The 17,227-nt window shown below is 66.2% G+C and carries 14 protein-coding genes; 9 read left to right on the top strand and 5 right to left on the bottom strand.

Annotated features, from left to right (window positions below; all coding sequences use genetic code 11):
• The first annotated feature begins 38 nt into the window (after positions 1-38).
• Positions 39-371, top strand: a complete 333-nt coding sequence (locus tag GFS60_RS17375) for an ArsR/SmtB family transcription factor (protein WP_159923046.1) — start codon at positions 39-41, stop codon at positions 369-371.
• Positions 368-856 (top strand): SRPBCC family protein, encoded by a 489-nt coding sequence (locus tag GFS60_RS17380; RefSeq protein WP_159923048.1) that lies wholly within the window; start codon positions 368-370, stop codon positions 854-856. Before GFS60_RS17375 ends, GFS60_RS17380 begins: the two co-directional genes overlap by 4 nt.
• An 82-nt stretch (positions 857-938) precedes the next feature.
• On the opposite strand, the gene GFS60_RS17385 is transcribed toward GFS60_RS17380, so the two are convergent.
• From GFS60_RS17385 to GFS60_RS17395, 3 genes are all read right to left on the bottom strand, one after another.
• Positions 939-2,384: an amino acid permease gene (locus tag GFS60_RS17385; protein ID WP_397518048.1), complete on the bottom strand. Its 1,446-nt coding sequence runs from the start codon at positions 2,382-2,384 to the stop codon at positions 939-941.
• Positions 2,385-2,400: 16 nt separating this feature from the next.
• Complete coding sequence (locus GFS60_RS17390) at positions 2,401-3,627, bottom strand: Glu/Leu/Phe/Val dehydrogenase dimerization domain-containing protein (protein ID WP_159923050.1); 1,227 nt, start codon at positions 3,625-3,627, stop codon at positions 2,401-2,403.
• 190 nt (positions 3,628-3,817) lie between these two features.
• Positions 3,818-4,348, bottom strand: coding sequence for an Lrp/AsnC family transcriptional regulator (locus GFS60_RS17395; protein ID WP_109334445.1), 531 nt, complete (start codon positions 4,346-4,348; stop codon positions 3,818-3,820).
• Positions 4,349-4,531: 183 nt separating this feature from the next.
• Between GFS60_RS17395 and hppD the strand changes: the two genes are divergently transcribed.
• From hppD to GFS60_RS17430, 7 genes are all read left to right on the top strand, one after another.
• Entirely contained in the window at positions 4,532-5,737 is a 1,206-nt protein-coding gene (gene hppD / locus GFS60_RS17400) for a 4-hydroxyphenylpyruvate dioxygenase (RefSeq protein WP_109334443.1), read from the top strand.
• A 134-nt stretch (positions 5,738-5,871) separates the two neighbouring features.
• Complete coding sequence (locus tag GFS60_RS17405; protein WP_159923052.1) at positions 5,872-7,083, top strand: ROK family transcriptional regulator; 1,212 nt, start codon at positions 5,872-5,874, stop codon at positions 7,081-7,083.
• Positions 7,084-7,375: 292 nt separating this feature from the next.
• Entirely contained in the window at positions 7,376-8,443 is a 1,068-nt protein-coding gene (locus GFS60_RS17410) for an ABC transporter substrate-binding protein (protein WP_159923054.1), read from the top strand.
• Positions 8,440-9,297, top strand: coding sequence for an ABC transporter permease (locus tag GFS60_RS17415; RefSeq protein ID WP_159923056.1), 858 nt, complete (start codon positions 8,440-8,442; stop codon positions 9,295-9,297). Before GFS60_RS17410 ends, GFS60_RS17415 begins: the two co-directional genes overlap by 4 nt.
• Positions 9,273-10,007: an ABC transporter ATP-binding protein gene (locus GFS60_RS17420; protein WP_159923058.1), complete on the top strand. Its 735-nt coding sequence runs from the start codon at positions 9,273-9,275 to the stop codon at positions 10,005-10,007. The genes GFS60_RS17415 and GFS60_RS17420 overlap by 25 nt, the downstream gene beginning before the upstream one ends.
• Before the next feature lie 12 nt (positions 10,008-10,019).
• Complete coding sequence (locus GFS60_RS17425) at positions 10,020-11,381, top strand: LLM class flavin-dependent oxidoreductase (protein WP_159923060.1); 1,362 nt, start codon at positions 10,020-10,022, stop codon at positions 11,379-11,381.
• The gene (locus GFS60_RS17430) at positions 11,378-15,136 is read left to right on the top strand and encodes an ABC transporter ATP-binding protein (RefSeq protein WP_159923062.1); all 3,759 of its coding nucleotides are present in this window, start codon (positions 11,378-11,380) and stop codon (positions 15,134-15,136) included. The genes GFS60_RS17425 and GFS60_RS17430 overlap by 4 nt, the downstream gene beginning before the upstream one ends.
• 28 nt (positions 15,137-15,164) lie before the next feature.
• On the opposite strand, the gene GFS60_RS17435 is transcribed toward GFS60_RS17430, so the two are convergent.
• Both GFS60_RS17435 and GFS60_RS17440 read right to left on the bottom strand, forming a co-directional pair.
• On the bottom strand, positions 15,165-16,046 hold the full coding sequence (locus GFS60_RS17435) for a formylglycine-generating enzyme family protein (RefSeq protein ID WP_236603510.1): 882 nt from the start codon (positions 16,044-16,046) through the stop codon (positions 15,165-15,167).
• A gap of 76 nt (positions 16,047-16,122) precedes the next feature.
• Positions 16,123-17,067, bottom strand: coding sequence for an HAD family hydrolase (locus GFS60_RS17440; protein WP_159927296.1), 945 nt, complete (start codon positions 17,065-17,067; stop codon positions 16,123-16,125).
• Between the last annotated feature and the right edge of the window lie 160 nt (positions 17,068-17,227).

Here is a 17,227-nt window from a genome sequence, read left to right on the forward strand (position 1 = left end):
GGTTGACGGCACCCCCAGCGAGTGAAACACTGAACTAGATGGTTCAGCATTCAGCTCTCGACACTTCGTTCGCCGCACTGGCCGACCCCACGCGACGCGGAATTCTGCAGAGGCTCCGCCGGGGCGCCAGCACGATCAGCGATTTGGCAGAGCACTTCGAGATGACCCTTACCGGCATCAAGAAGCACGTGCACCTGCTCGAGGTTGCGGGAATGGTCGTGACGGAAAAACGCGGGCGGGTGCGGTATTGCATGCTCGGCGCGAATCCCCTCGAGCGTGAGGTGGCCTGGATACGGGACTACCAAACGTCTCTCCAGGGCCGACTGGACCGTCTGGATGAATTCCTCACAAGAACGGAAGGCACCTCATGAGCACCTCCACTCCTCCCACGGCCGCGACGCTCACCACCCCGGCGGATCGCGAGATCCGCGTCGAACGCATTTTCAATGCCCCGTGCGAACGGGTGTGGGCAGCTTTCACCACCCCCGCCCTGCTGGCGCAGTGGTGGGGCCGCGGAAATCGGCTCGACATCGAGCGCTGGGAATTCGAGCGCGGTGGCCACTGGCGTTTCGTCGAACACTCCGAGGGAGACACCCATGGATTCGAGGGCCGGTTCCGCGAAATCACTCCCATGGAGCGCCTCGTGTACACCTTCGAATGGGACGGTATGCCCGGGCACGTCACGGTCGACCACAACACCTACACCGATCTGGGCGACGGTCGCACCAAACTGACGGTCGTCAGCCAGTTCCACACGCCCGAAGAGCGCGACGGCATGCTGCAATCCGGCATGGAAGGCGGCATGAACGAGAGCTACGCCGCCCTCGATGCGGTTCTGGCGCAGACGACGTGGTGATCTCACCGGTCGCGTGACCGGCCGCGGTCCTCCTCCGGTCGCTTGACCGGCCGCGGTCCTCCTCCGATCGAAGGCCGACCTCTCAGTGGGCGTGCTCGATGGTCGACCGAGTGTCGCCGCTCGTCCTCCGCTGTCGACGTGCGAGGACCCAGCAAGCCAGGGTGATTGCGCAGGTGAAGGTAAGGGTCGCGATGAGCTGGTTCCGCGCTGCGTCGTCGAACAGGGCCAGAACCGCCACGGCGGCGAGCAGGGCGAGAGCGACATAGGACAGATACGGGAAACCCCACATCTTCAGCGGCAGATCGTTGCGGCCTTCTTTCTCGGCGCGGCGGCGTAACACGATCTGCGACACCGTGACGAATGTCCACAACACCAGAATCGTCGACCCGACTGCGTTGAGCAGCAGGGGAAGTACCCGCTCGGGTGCGAGGTAGTTGAGAACCACCGTCAAAAAGCCGAAGGCCACGGACGCGAGCACCGCGAGGCGGGGTACGCCGTTGCTCGATACCCGCCCGAAGATCTTGGCCGCGGCGCCGCGCTCGGACAGCGAGTAGATCATCCGTGAACCACTGAACAGCATGGCGTTGAGCGAGGACAGCAGGGCGATCACCACGACGACGGTCATCACCGCGCCGGCCCCGGGCACGTGCGCGGCGTTCAGCACCGCGACGAAGGGGCCCGAGGAGAGTTCCTCGGCAGTCCACGGCAGCACCGTCACCATGATGAGAACGGAACCGATGTAGAACACCAGGATTCGCCACACGATGGAGCGCACCGCCCGGCTCACGTTGCGGCGCGGCTCGGACGTCTCTGCGGCCGCGATGGCCATTACTTCGGTTCCGCCGAACGCGAACACCACGATGAGTAGTCCGGCCGCGATGCCGGTGACCCCGTTGGGGGCGAATCCACCGTGACCCGTCAGGTTGGCCAGCGCGGGAGCGTCGAAGCTCGGAATCCAACCGAAGATCATCGCGGAGCCGATGCCCAGGAACCCGACAATCGCCGCGATTTTCAGTGCAGCGAACCAGAATTCGAACTCACCGAATCGGGAGACACCCGCCAGGTTCACGGCGGTCAGCACACTCATGTAGAAGAGCGCCGCCGCCCACTGCGGCACCGCCGGTATCGACGCCGCGGTGATGGCTGCCGCAGCGGTTGCCTCGGCGGCCACCACGATGACCACCTGCACCCAGTAGAGCCAGCCGATCGTGCGCCCCGCGATCGGCCCCATCGCCTTCTCGGCGTGGACCGAGAAGGCGCCGCTGTCGGGGTCGGCTGCCACCATTTCGCCCATCATGCGCATCACCAACACGACGAGAAAGCCGGCGATCAGGAAGGACACGAGCACTGCCGGACCCGCGACGGCGATCCCTGCGCCGGAACCGACGAACAACCCGGCCCCGATCGCGCCGCCCAAGCTCATCATCACCAGCTGTCGTGGCTTCATCGCCTGCTGAAGTCCGCGGGTGACAATGTCTTTCGTGGGTGCAGGCGGCGCCTGCACCACTGTGTCGTGAACTGTGTTCATGGGGTCTCCCGGGATGTCAGACGAGCTGATCGAGAGCGATCTCGAAGGCGGTACCGGCAATCCCGGTCGGCTGCTGTGATCGCGCGTGGCACCGCTCGAGCGCCGTCGCCACGGTGGTGGACACATCACCGAAGATGGCGTCGTCGGACACCTCGATGTCGCCCTCCATCAGCAAAGCGAACGCTCGGGCCATGCCGCAGTTGGCGATGAAGTCGGGCACCACCGCCAGACTCTTGTCGGCGTACTCGTAGGTGGGGCCGTAGAAGATCTCGTCGTCGGCGAAGGGCACGTTGGCCCCGCTCGCCACGACTTCGAGGCCGCCGTCGATCAACCGGTCCACCTGGTCGCGTGTCACCAGGCGGGACGCCGCGCAAGGCAGGAACACCTCCGCGCCGACGCTCCAGATCGTCTCGTTGATGTCCGCGAACGGCACAGCGTCGGGAGCGTTCAGCTCGTTGCCCGACCTGGTGAGGAACAGATCGCGGATCTGTTCGAAGTCAAAGCCGTCGGTGTTCGACACCCCGCCGTTGCGGTCGATGATTCCGACGATGCGGGCGCCGGACTGGGCCAGGTAGTAGGCGGCGGTGGCCCCGACGTTGCCCCAGCCCTGCATGATCACCCGCTTGCCGGTGAGTTCACCGCCGTAGACGCGGTAGTAGTGGCGTACCGATTCCGCGACGCCCCAGCCGGTGATCAGGTCGGACACCGTGTACTTGGCCTGCGGGTCGGGGGTGAAGCGCGGATCCTCGACCACCTTCGCGACACCGAGCCGGAGTTGCCCCACCCGCTGCACCCGTTCCCGGTCGCTGGCCGCGAAGTGTCCGTTGACGACGCCTTCCTGCGGGTGCCAGAGCCCGTAGCTCTCGGTGATCGGGACGACCTCAGCCATCTCGTCCACGTTCAGGTCGCCGCCGGTGCCGTAGTACGCCTTCAGCAGTGGGGTGACGGCCCTGAACCAGCGTCGCAACACCTCGTCCTTGCGGGGGTCCGTCGGATCGAAGTCGATGCCCGACTTGGCGCCGCCGATGGCGGGCCCGGAGACGGTGAACTTCACTTCCATGGTCTTGGCCAGGGACTCCACTTCCCGGCGGTCCAGGCCGCGCCGCATCCGGGTTCCACCGCCGGCAGCGCCCCCACGCAGGGAGTTGATCACGGTCCATCCGCGGGCGGACGTCTCGGTGTCGTGCCACTCGAACACGATCTCGGGGGCCTTTTCTTCGAATCGGGTGAGCAGGTTCTTCATGGCTTCTTTCGGGAGTCGGACGGCCGGGCAGCAGTGCGATCGAGCCGTTCCCTCGATCAGCACCCGCTGTTACGGCGATCACTGTGGCGGGCGCCACTCCCATGCCGCAAGCAGCCCTGCAGCACGTAGCCAGGATGAACATCACCACGACAGGTTTTCGGTGTTTTTCTAGGCAACGTGCCCAGCAAACTCAGCGATCGACGTGCTGATCGGTGGCCCGGTACGCGGGAGCCTTCGCCGAACCGCGACGGTCGAGGGTGCGCAACAACGGCATCGACCGATACGGAACGATCACGGAGAGCACCATCACGCTCGTGGACCGCGCGACGACGCTCGATTTGTTCAGATCGATCAATGTCTGCTGCAAACCGAGATGTGATTGGGCCGCGACCCGGCAAAGGATGTCGCCCGAACCGGTGGTCGCGAAAGCTTCGAGCACACCGGGAATCGACTCGAGCTCCGACGTCACCGAGTCGAGTGCGCCCTGCGCCGTCTCCAGGGTGACGAATGCCTGCACGTCGAAACCGGCAGCCGAAATGTCGATATGCGGCTCGTAACCGGCGATGATGCCCGACTCCTCGAGCTTGCGTACCCGCGCCTGAACGGTGGCTCGGGCCACCTTGATTCGACGCGACAACTCCAGCACTCCCGCCTTCGGGTCGGCGTGCATGGCGTCGAGCAGCGCGAAATCGAGCTCGTCCAGCTGCACGGCATCCTTCATGCGAACACCACCTCCGAGGTCGATCAGCTAGTCCGACTGTATAACAAATCGCGTGATTTGCTCCTCGAAAGTGACACTGCGGCTAGGAACTCCTGGCTCGGTTGCCTACGACGGCGGAGTGAGTTTTCGTGGTGACGCAGGCGACAGTCCCGGCTCACCGGCCAACGAAAGAGGAAGACTCCGATGACGATCGAACAGACACTGACCGACAAGGAACGTTTGGCGGATCTCGATCTCGATCAGCTCAGGCAGTTGGTGGGTCTGGTGGAGTACGACTCGGCTGCGGATCCGTTTCCGGTCAGCGGTTGGGATGCGGTCGTGTGGGTGGTGGGCAATGCCACCCAGAGCGCGCATTATTTTCAGTCGGCGTTCGGGATGACTCTGGTCGCCTACTCCGGGCCGACCACCGGTAACCGCGATCACCACAGTTTCGTTCTCGAATCCGGGGCGGTCCGGTTCGTGATCAAGGGTGCCGTGGACCCGGACAGCTCGTTGATCGAGCATCATCGCGTCCACGGCGACGGTGTCGTCGACATCGCGCTGGCGGTGCCCGATGTCGACAAGTGCATTGCGCATGCCCGGGCGCAGGGTGCGACCGTTCTGGACGAGCCCCATGACGTCACCGACGAGCACGGCACCGTTCGACTGGCGGCGATCGCCACCTATGGCGATACCCGGCACACCCTCGTCGACCGCAGCCGCTACACCGGCCCCTACCTGCCCGGCTACGTCGAACGCACCTCCACGCACCGCAAACGGGACGGCGCCCCGAAGCGGTTGTTCCAGGCCCTCGATCATGTGGTGGGCAACGTCGAATTGGGCAAGATGGACGAGTGGGTCGGGTTCTACAACCGGGTGATGGGCTTTACGAACATGGCGGAGTTCGTGGGCGAGGACATTGCCACCGATTACTCCGCGCTGATGAGCAAGGTCGTCTCGAACGGCAATCATCGGGTGAAGTTTCCGCTCAACGAGCCGGCGATCGCGAAGAAGCGCTCCCAGATCGATGAGTACCTCGATTTCTACCGTGGTCCCGGTGCCCAGCATCTGGCGTTGGCCACCAACGACATTCTCACCGCCGTCGATCAGCTGACTGCCGAGGGTGTCGAGTTCCTGGCCACCCCGGATTCGTATTACGAGGATCCGGAACTGCGGGCCCGGATCGGGAACGTGCGTGCCCCGATCGAGGAGTTGCAGAAGCGCGGCATCCTCGTCGACCGCGACGAGGACGGGTATCTGCTGCAGATCTTCACCAAACCACTCGTCGACCGTCCTACCGTGTTCTTCGAACTCATCGAACGCCACGGTTCCCTCGGTTTCGGTATCGGTAACTTCAAGGCCCTCTTCGAAGCCATCGAGCGAGAACAAGCCGCACGCGGCAACTTCTGACACGAGTGATCGGCCGCGGCTGGCGGCCGACGCACGGGAGTTAAATTCACGGGTATCGAGTCCGTTCAACTATCCGTTCCCCTTCGCTAGCGTTGCAGATCACGCAGATCACTGAGCGCGGCGAAGGGAGAACGATGGTGCGAACCCACTCCGATGCCCGGCGGGGCGCCGGCCGCTCCGGCGCCAGCGCGGGCACGGTGCTGCGCACCATCCTCGATCACGGACCGATCGCCCGCAGCACGATCGCACGGGTCACCGGGCTCTCGCCCGCGACGGTCACCACCGCCAGTGCACAGCTCGTCGAACGCGGACTGCTGCGGGAACTGCCGGAAATCTCGGGTCCCACGGGTCTGGGACGTCCACACGTGCCGGTGGATCTCGACACCACCCGCTTCGTCGTCTACGGCATTCACCTGGCGATGACCCACGTCACCACCGCGTTGCTCGATCTGCGCGGGCAGGTGCTTGCGCGATCCCGTGATCCGCACTTCGGGCTCGGACCGGCCGAGATTCTGCGTAACGCCGTGACGACCCTCGAGGCACTGGCCGCCCGATACGGTGACGTGTCCGTCCCGATCGGGGTCGGTTTCGCGGCCGGCGGCTGGATCGACTCGGAATCCGGTGTGGTGCGTGAGCATCCGATTCCGGGCTGGAACGGGTACCCGGTCCGCGCGGATCTCGAGCATCGCACCGGTCTGGACGTCCGGATGGATTCGCACGCGCGCGCCCTCATCGACGCGGAGGTGCTGTTCGGGGAGCCGAGATCGCGGGACAGTGTGGTGCAGCTCTTCGTCGGCAACGTCATCGACGCCGCGTTCGCGACCGGAGGCGTGGTCCACCACGGCCCTCGCGCGGCGGCAGGCGCGGTTGCGCACGTGCCTGTCGAGAACAGTCTCGAGGAGTGCACCTGCGGACGTACCGGATGCGTGCAGGCCACCCTGTCGGATCGGGTGCTGGTGCGCAGGGCGATGCAACTCGGCATCATCGAGCGGCCGATCTTCGGCGACCTTCTCGACGCGGGACGACGTCGGCAGCCGGCGGCCCTGGCTCTGTTCGAGGAACGGGCGCACGGCGTGGGGGTGGTGGCGGCGCGTCTGCTCGACCTGTTCAATCCGGAGGTTCTGATCGTCTGCGACCAAGGCGTGAGCCGGATTCCGGATTCTCTCGACACGGTTCGGCGAGCAGTCGGGGAGTCGTCGGTGACGTGTGACGACCCCTCACGGTCCGTGTTGTCCACCAGTTTTCCGGGGAGGGCACTGCCGGTATCCGCCGGTTCCGTGATCCTCGCGGAGTTATTCCGGGCGCCTCTCACCAGCTTCGTGCGGCCGCTGGCCGGCATATCGTGATGTGTATCACAAGTCCGGAGTTAATTCGGTGGGAAGCAATGTTGACGTCGATTGCACTGGATCGCAAGGATATTGGTGTGAACATCACCATGGCGGACAGTGTGCGTACATCCTCGTGTCGCTCCGAGTCCTGTTGTCGCCGCACGCGACCGGGCCGCATCTGACGTCTCTGCGCTGACTGAGGCGGACGCCCTAAACACCGTTCCATTCTTCCTTTCTCGCTCCATTGTGGCACTCGACCGACCGCGTCCGGTGTGCCCGACCGGAGATCACTTCCTTCGAAGGATCATTCATGTCCAGTTCACTCGTGTCGTCCGCCGGGTATCGGCGCCTCACACGCGCTGCCTTTGCCGGCGTCGTGGCGCTCGGGCTCGCGTCCTGCTCCTCCGGTTCCTCCGGCGGGCTGTCACTCGATGACGTTGTGCCCGACCAGGTTCCGGACGGAACGTCGCTCAGCGTGTCGATCAAGACCACCCGACTTCAGCTCGAGGCGACCGATCAACTCGCGGAACTCCCATTCACCGTGTCGGATTGGCCGGACGTCAGTGCCGGTCCCGACGTGATCCAGGCCTTCCGGGGTAATGCGGTCGATCTGGCCACCAACGCCGCGATCCCGCCGATCCAGGCGCACGCCACCGGGTTGGACGCGAAGATCGTCGCGGTCCGGGAGAAGGAACAGCCGCAATACCGGCTGGCCACCGCTCCCGGCTCGGACATCACGGAACTGCCGGACCTGCGGGGCAAGAAGATCGCGTTCTCGCCCGGGCAGGCCCAGGGTGTGGTGATCCTGCGAACGCTGAAAGCACAGGGCCTGACGACGGACGACGTCCAACTCGTCGAGCTCCCCAGCCCGCAGTTCCTCACCGCGTTGCAGTCGAAGCAGGTGGACATCGCGCCGCTGTCGGAGCCGACGGTCACGAAGTACCTGAACCAGTACGGGCCGGACGGAGCCAAGGCGCTGGCCACCGACGCCGTGGACGCGCTCACCGTGCTCTGGGCACCCGTGGAGGTCCTCCAGGACCCAGCCAAAGCGGCGGCGATCAAGGCGTTCATTCCGTTCTGGGCCCGCGGGGAGGTCTGGGCGTGGGAGAACCAGGACGCCTGGATCCAGAAGTACTACGTGGAGAGCGAACAGGTATCGGTCGAGGACGGCAAGCGCATCGTCGCCTCCGTCGGGCAGCGCCCGGTCTACCCGGCCAACTGGGACGCGGCCGTCGAATGGACGCAGGACACCGTCCAATTGCTATCCGAAGCAGGCTACTTCAACGAGTTCGATGCCAACGAGCTGTTCGACCGCCGATTCGAGACGATCGCCGCCGACGCCGTTCCGGCCGAGTACCGGGGCGGTGTGCAGCGATGACCAGTACTCTCATTGCGCCCGCGCCGGCACGTACTGTCGCCCCCGTTGTCGACAGGCCCAGCGCCACCGACCGGCAGATCCGCCGACTCGGACTGCGTAAAGCCTTCCCGTTCTCCCGGCTTGCCGGTGTCCTGCTCCTCCTAGCGGTCTGGGCGGTGGGGAGCCTGACGGGCGTCATCGACGCACGAAAGCTGTCCGCGCCGTGGACCGTCGTCACGACGGCGGTCGACCTGATCTCCACGGGCATCCTGCAGGAGCACGTCCTTGCGTCGTTGAGTCGTGCAGCCATCGGCTTCGCATTCGGTGTGGTGATCGGGACGGCGCTGGCCGTCGTCGCCGGTCTGACGCGTTCCGGTGACGCTCTGATCGACGGACCGATCCAACTCAAACGCGCCATCCCGACGCTCGGCCTGATCCCGCTGCTGATCCTCTGGCTCGGCATCGGGGAGACGTTCAAGATCGTGATCATCGCGCTCGGTGTCGTCGTCCACATGTACATCCAGACCCACAACTCGCTGACGTCGATCGACAACCGCTACGTCGAACTTGCCGAAGTCCTCGGGCTGTCCCGGGCCACGTTCATCCGCAAGGTCGTCCTGCCGGGTGCGATGCCGGGATTCTTTTTGGGACTGCGCCTCTCGGTGACCGGTGCCTGGCTCACCCTCATCGTCGTCGAGGGAATCAACGCGGTGACCGGCTTGGGAAAGATGATGTACAACGCGCAGAACTACGGACAGTCCGACGTGATTCTCGTGGGACTCGCGGTCTACGGCATCTTCGGTCTCCTGTCCGACTCCGTCCTCCGCTACGTCGAAAGGCGGTCGCTGTCATGGCGCAAGACGCTGGCCGGCTAGAACCCGTCGCTGTCCGGGTGCGGTCCCTCGTCCGCGGATTCGGCGACAAGACCGTCCTCGACCGCCTGGACCTCGACATTCCCGATGGCCAGTTCGTGGCCTTGCTCGGCAAGAGCGGGTCCGGCAAGAGCACGCTGCTCCGCGCGCTCGCCGGCCTCGACTACGACGTCGAGGGCCGCGGTGGAACACTCACCGTGCCCGAGGAGGTGTCGGTGGCGTTCCAGGACTCGCGGCTGCTGCCCTGGCTGAGGGTGCTGGACAACGTGACGCTGGGACTGGGCCGCACCGGCACGAGCAAGGGCGCGTCGGCGCTCGCGGAGGTCGGGCTCGCGGGCCGGGAGAAGGCGTGGCCCAGCGAATTGTCCGGCGGTGAACAGCAGCGGGTGGCGCTGGCCCGAGCGCTGGTCCGCGAGCCCCAACTGTTCCTGGCCGACGAGCCCTTCGGGGCCCTCGACGCGCTGACCCGGATCAAGATGCATGCCCTTCTGCAGGAGTTGATTCGTCGCCACCGCCCGACCGTCCTGCTCGTCACCCACGACGTCGACGAAGCGATCGCGCTCGCCGACCGGGTGCTCGTTCTCGACCGCGGGCAGATCGTCGTCGACGAGATCATCGACATCCCGAAGCCGAGAGCGCTCGGCGACAGCAAGTTCCACGAGTTTCGCACCACGCTGCTCGGCGCCCTCGGCGTCGAGGTAGCGGCACAGTAAGGGAGTTACACCATGAGTTCGTCACCACAGCGCCGGCTGCATCTCAACGCATTCCTGATGGCGATCGGACACCATGAGGCGGCCTGGCGCCTGCCCGAGAGCGATCCGAACGCCAATCTCGATATCAACCACTACATCTCGTTGGCGCAAACCGCCGAACGCGGAAAGTTCGACTCGGTGTTCCTCGCCGACAGCCCGGTGCTGTTCAGCAATCCGGAACGCAGACCGAGCGGCAAGCTGGAGCCGACGATCATCCTCACGGCGATCTCCGCGGCCACCGAGAAGATCGGCCTGATCGCGACCGCGTCGACCAGTTACAACGAGCCGTACAACCTGGCGCGACGGTTCGCGTCCCTGGACTTCGTCAGCGGTGGACGCGCAGGCTGGAACATCGTCACCACGGCCGGCGCCGATGCGGCCCAGAACTTCGGTCTCGACGACACCCCCGCACACCGCAGCCGGTACGAGCGGGCAGCGGAGTTCGTGGAGGTGTCCACCAAACTGTGGGACAGCTGGGAGGACGATGCCATCGTCGCGGACAAGGAGGTCGCGATCCATGCCGACTCCGCCAAGGTGCACGTCATCGAACACGAGGGCCGGTTCTTCAAGGTGCGGGGACCGCTCAACGTGCCACGGTCGCCGCAGGGATACCCGCTGCTCGTGCAGGCGGGGTCGTCCGAGGACGGAAAGGATTTCGCCGCCCGGTACTCGGAGGCCATCTTCACCGCCCAGCCCACCCTGGACGAGGGGAAGGCGTTCTACGCGGACGTCAAGGACCGGGTCGCGAAAGTGGGCCGGGATCCCGAGCAGGTGCTGATCCTGCCCGGCATCGTGCCGGTGATCGGGGACACCGAAGAGGAGGCCCGCGCACTCGAGGCCGAACTGGAGCGGTTGATCTCGCCGGAGTACGCCCGCAAGCAGCTGGCGCAGCGGTTCAATCTCGAACCGGAGCAGCTCCCGCTCGACGAGGAACTGCCGGAGGACTTGCCGTCCGAGGACGAGATCGAGGGTGCAAAGAGCCGGTACACGCTGATCGTGGACCTCGCCCGCCGCGAAAAGCTCACCGTCCGGCAGCTGATCGGGCGACTCGGTGGTGGTCGCGGTCACCGCACATTTGCGGGCACCCCGCTCCAGGTGGCCGACACAATCGAGTACTGGTTCCGGAACGGCGCCGCCGACGGTTTCAACATCATGCCCGCGGTTCTTCCGTCCGGGTTGGAGAAGTTCGTCGACTCCGTGGTCCCGATTCTGCAGGAACGCGGACTCTTCCGCACCGACTACACCGAGACCACACTGCGCGGCCACTACGGTTTGCCGCGGCCCACCAATCAGTTTGCGGTCGAGAAGGATTCCGCGCTGGTGTCTGCGCAGTGACGACGGGAGCTTCCGGAGAGAACGCGGGCTGGCTGCGGTACCTGTTCGGGTACTGTCTGCGCCAGCGCCGCAATCTCGTTCTCGCGTACGGGGCGGCGGCGGTGGCGGCCGCGGCCACCGCCACCATTCCGCTGGCCGTCCGGCACGTGATCGACAACGCCGCGGTCGACACGAATCATGCACTGGCACCCTGGATCGCGGTGCTCATCGCCCTCGCATCGATCCGTTTCGCCGCCGCCTACACGCGACGGTACCGCTCCGGGCAGCTGTCCCTCGGAGTGCAGTATGACCTGCGCGGCGACGCCTTCCGGTCCCTGCTGCGGCTGGACGGCGTCAAGCAGGACGGGCTGCAGACCGGGCAGGTGGTCAGCCGATCGATCTCGGACATCACGCTGATCCAGATGCTCCTGCAGTTACTGCCGCACATGGCGGGGAACCTGCTGATGTTCACGATCTCCCTGGCCGTGATGGCCGTACTGTCGCCGATCCTCACCCTGGTCGCCCTCGCCGTCCTGCCTGCGCTGTGGTTCATCTCGATGCGCAGCCGCGTCGACCTGTTCCCCGCCAACTGGCATGCCCAGGAACAGGCAGCGATCGTGGCCGGGGGAGTGGAGGCCGCCGTCACGGGGGTGCGCGTCGTCAAGGGATTCGGCCAGGAAGGCCGCGAACTCGAAGACCTCGAGAAGCGGGCGGGCGACCTGTTCCGTTCCCGGCTGCGTGTCGCGCGGCTGACCAGCCGGTACAACCCTGCACTGCAGGCGGTCCCGATGCTCGGGCAGGCGTTGGTTCTGGCACTCGGAGGATGGCTGGCGCTGCACGGCACGTTGTCGCTCGGCACGTTCGTCGCCTTCACCACGTACCTGGCGTCGTTCGCCTCACCGGTGCGTCAGCTCGCCACGCTGCTGACCGTGAGCCAACAGGGCCGGGCAAGCGTCGAGCGCGTCCGCGAAGTGATCGACAACGCCCCCGCCGTCACGACCCCACCCGACGCCGTGGACTTGCCGCGCGGTCCGCTCGAGGTGGTGTTCGACGACGTGGCCTTCGGATACGACCCGTCGAACCGCCTCCTCGACGGACTGTCGCTGCGGATCGCACCCGGGGAGACGGTGGCGGTGGTCGGTGCCGCCGGATCGGGGAAATCGACTCTGGCCATGCTCGTTCCGCGGTTGTATGACGCCGACGCGGGTGCGGTCACCGTCGGGGGAATCGACACCCGCCGGCTGTCGCTCGAGTCGCTGCGCTCTGCGCTCGGAGTCGTCTTCGAAGACAGCTACCTGATGTCCGAGACCATCCGCGCCAACGTGTCCTACGGCCGGCCGGATGCCGACGAGGCACTGGTGCGTGAGGCGCTCCGAATGGTGCAGGCGGAGAAATTCGTCGACGCACTGCCGGACGGCCTCGACACCGTCGTGGGGGAGCAGGGGGTGACGCTGTCGGGTGGGCAGCGGCAGCGGATCGCCCTCGCCCGGGCGTTGGTGACCGATCCGCGGATCCTGGTGCTCGACGACGCGACATCGGCGGTCGACGCCCGTGTCGAGGCCGCCATCCACCACGAACTGTGCGTCGCGACCAGCGAACGGACCTCGCTGATCATTGCTCATCGCCGGTCGACGCTCGCGTTGGCCGACCGCATCGCGGTCCTGGCGGACGGGCGCATCGTCGATGTGGGCACGAGCGCCGAACTCGACGAGCGGTGTCCGCTGTTCCGCGCCCTGCTGTCGAGCGCGAACGACGTGGCCGCGCCGGACCCGTCACCCGAGCCGCCGGACGTCGACGGTGTCACTGCCGAACTGTGGCGCCGGGAGGACGGAGACGAGGCATCCGGGGTGTTCGACGCCAGAGCCGCAGCGGCATTCGCGACCGCAGCCGCGGGCGCCAGCGGACCGTCGCGCGGGGGCGCGTCGGGCGGAATCCTCTCAGCGGCGCCGCCCAGCCCCGAAGTCATGGCTCGGCTCGACGACCTGCCGCCACTCACGGGAAACCCGGACGTCGCCGCGGACGAGGCCCGGGCCGCCGACCCGGCGTTCGGACTCGGCCCACTGCTGCGTCCACTCATCCTGCCGCTGGTCGCGGGTCTGGCGCTCGTCGGGTTCGACGCCGTCGCGCAGATCGCGGTTCCGGTCCTCGTCCGTACCGGGGTGGATCGGGGAGTGCTGCAGGGCGCCCGCGACCTGCTGCTGCTCGCGGCGGCCGCGACCATTCTGGTGGTGCTGCTGGACTGGGCCGTCAACATCGCCCAGGCGCGGGTGACCGGGCGGACGGGCGAACGGCTGCTGTACACGTTGCGGGTCAAAACGTTCGCGCAGCTGCAACGGCTCGGGTTGCAGTACTACGAGCGAGAACTTGCCGGCCGGATCATGACACGTATGACCACCGATGTCGACAGCCTGTCCAACTTCCTGCAGACGGGTCTGGCTACGGCGGTGGTGAGCGGGCTGACAATTTCCGGTGTGCTGGTGGCACTCCTGGTGATCGACGCGGAACTGGCCCTCGTGCTGGTCCTCGTGGTGCCCGTCCTCGTCGCGGCCACGGTGGTGTTCCGCCGAAAGTCCGTGCCCGCTTACGCGGAGGCCCGCGATCGCGTCGGGATCGTCAACGCGTACCTGCAGGAGAATGTGACGAATATTCGCGTCACCCAGGCTTTTCGGCGCGAGGACTACAACGCGGTTCAGTTTGCCCGGCGGGCCTGGGACTTCCGGGAGTCGCGGCTACGGGCCCAGCGGTACATGGCCCTGTACTTTCCGTTCGTCGAGTTCCTGTCCGTGGTGGCGACCGGACTGGTGCTCGCGGCGGGGACGGCGCGGATCCACGGCGGAACCCTCACCGTCGGCACCCTGATCGCCTTCGTGCTTTACGTCGAACTGTTCTTCGCCCCGGTGCAACAGCTTTCGCAGGTGTTCGACGGCTACCAGCAGGCGGTGATCGGACTCGGTCGACTGCGGGGTCTGATGCGGACACCGACCACCACGCCGCAGGCGGGCGATCCGATCATCCTCGACCACCTCCAGGGCGGCATCGTGTTCGACGACGTCCACTTTGCGTACGAATCCGGCAAGGGGGAGGCGCTGCGAGGGGTGACGCTTCGCATCGAACCGGGCGAGACGGTCGCCCTCGTCGGCCAGACCGGCGCGGGCAAGTCGACGGTGCTGAAGTTGCTCGCCCGGTTCTACGACCCCACCGACGGCGCGGTGCGGGTCGACGGCATCGACACCCGGGCACTCGACCTCGCGTCGTTCCGGCAGCGACTCGGAGTCGTACCGCAAGAGCCGCACCTGTTCGGCGCGACCGTCCGCGACGCGATTGCCTACGGGCGCCCGGACGCGACCGACGCCGAGGTCGAGGCCGCCGGCCGGGCGGTCGGGGCCCACGAGATGGTGTCCGGGCTCGCCCTCGGCTACCTGCAGCCGATCGGGGAGCACGGGCGCAACCTGTCGGCCGGGCAACGCCAGCTGCTGGCCCTCGCCCGCGCCGAATTGGTGGACCCCGACATTCTGCTGCTCGACGAGGCGACGGCGTCGCTGGACCTGGCCACCGAAGACCGCGTCCGGCTGGCGACCGAGAAGCTGTCCCGGCGGCGCACCACCGTCGTCGTGGCGCACCGATTGAGCACTGCCGCGCGGGCCGACCGGGTGGTGGTCCTCGACGGCGGACGGGTCGCGGAAGTCGGAACCCACGACGAACTACTCGACCGGGGCGGCGTCTACCGGGAACTCTGGGACGCCTATACGGCTTCAACGCCCGTGATGCTCGCGTAAGGAGTGAACCTGGGTGAAGTGCGTGGTCCTACTGTGACCCGCGGAGGGCGGTAACGCAGCGAAATCCGATGTGGCTCATTCCGGTGTCGATCATGTGCGGTCGCCGTGCCGCGGGCCGATACCGTCGGCAGTAGCTGTCAGCACACAGGAACGATCCACCCTTGATGACTCTCCGTGGCACCCGGAATTGGGGCTGGTGTGGGTCGAAGCTCTCCGAGATGCCGGGCCCACGCGGATTGCGTGGCGCACAGCACGACTGTGTCGTGTCGCTGTGGTGATCCGAGTACCAGTCGTCGGTCCATTCCCAGACGTTTCCCGCCATGTCGTACAGACCGTATTCATTGGGCGGAAAGCTGCCGACGGCCGTCGTGGTGCCGTACCCGGGGTCCGCCTGCCATGGGAACTGCCCGTGCCAGTAGTTCGCCAAGGGCGTCTCGGCTTCGGGAGTGTCGCCCCACGTGAACTCCGCTTGATCCCGCCCGCCGCGCGCCGCGGCCTCCCATTGGGCCTCGGTGGGGAGGGACCGTCCTGCCCACTGTGCGTACGCTGCCGCGTCCTCGTGGGCGACGTGGACGACGGGATGCTGTTCGCGGTCGGTGACCGTCGAACCCGGTCCGGTGGGGTGTTGCCAGGACGCGCCGATGGTCCACGTCCACCACTGGCTGAGGTGACGAAGGTCGACCGGGCCCCGAGTGGAAGTGAAGACCATCGATCCGGGCTGCAGGTTCTCCGTGGGAGCCCCCGGGAAGTCGGCGGGGTCGAGGGGACGCTCCGCGACCGTGACGTATCCGGTGTCGCGGACGAACCGGGCGAACTGTTCATTGGTGACCTGATGGATCTCGATGGCGAAGGCATCGACCGCGACACGATGCGCCGGGCCTTCCTCCGGATAGTGTCGATCCGAGCCCATCGTGAAGGTGTGAGCCGGGATGTTCCGGACGTCGGGGACAGTCTGGGCTTCCAACGGAGCCTTCCCTTCTGCCTGATCAGGTATCGACCGGCGCGAAGATACTCGTCCAATCGTTCTTCATGCTTACCACGGTCCAGTCCTTTTCTCGTGCCTGTTCGAGTGCCTGCTCGGCGCCGGCCACATAGTCGAATTCGCGGTCGGCGTCGTCGTGCAGGATCAGCACGCGCAGGGACGGGCGATCGGGTTGCCCGGAGAAAGCCAGCATCGGCAGGTCGCCGTTGGAGTTGCCGACCGACAAAATCGGACGCCGCCCGATCCGGCTCCATATCCGGATCGGTTTCTCCGGTCCGTCGTCGAAGAAATCCATCGCGGCCTTGTAGAGCAGCTCGGTCGTGTCCGCGCCCTCACGGTACGAGAGGCCGAGGGCGCTGCCGATGATGCGTTCCGGCGGAATCCCATAGAGCCGTCCGGCGACCGGGCGCATGAAGTCCCGGTCGCCGCCGGACGCGATGTAGACGGTGAAGCCGTTCGCCTCGAGATAGCGCAGCAATTCGATCATCGGCACATATCCGGAGTCCAAGTATGGTCGGCCGAGCGTCGGATGGTCCGCGCCGTTGAAGAAGGCCCGGACCCGCGCGTCGTAGTTCTCGACGCTGACCGAATCGAATGCCTGAGTGACTGCGCCCATCAACAGTTTCAGGTCGCGGTCGTCGCCGTGATAGTGCTTGACCATTGCCGCCCCTAGCCACTGAAGGTCGTGCTCGAAGGCCGCCTTCCATGGTTGCGTCTGCTGCAGTTCGGTGTCACTCGCGGCCATCTCGGCCAGGCGCCTGATGGTGAAGTCGAGCTGGATGGGCATCGGTTTCTCGCACCACAGTGTGCCGTCGTTGTCGAACACGGCTACCCGGTCGGCAGGCTCGACGAAGTCCGGTCCGCCTGTTTCCGTGACCTGCCCGACGAAGTCTTCGATCGCGGACCGCGTCGCCCCGTCCGCCCAGGCGCCGCCCAGCCCGGCCCCCACGTCCATGAGTCCTTCGTCAGGAAGGTGTGCAGCTTCGCCACCTGCGTCGGTCATCGGTCACTCCTCGCATCATCGGGCGCGCACGCACTTGCCGTGTCGGCCAACGCCCGGACGTAGGTCGGAAAACGCAGTCCTGACGATGCTCGTGGTACCGCACAAC

Origin of the sequence: Rhodococcus sp. WAY2 (genome assembly GCF_009859915.1) — a bacterium.
Taxonomy (GTDB): domain Bacteria; phylum Actinomycetota; class Actinomycetes; order Mycobacteriales; family Mycobacteriaceae; genus Rhodococcus_F; species Rhodococcus_F oxybenzonivorans.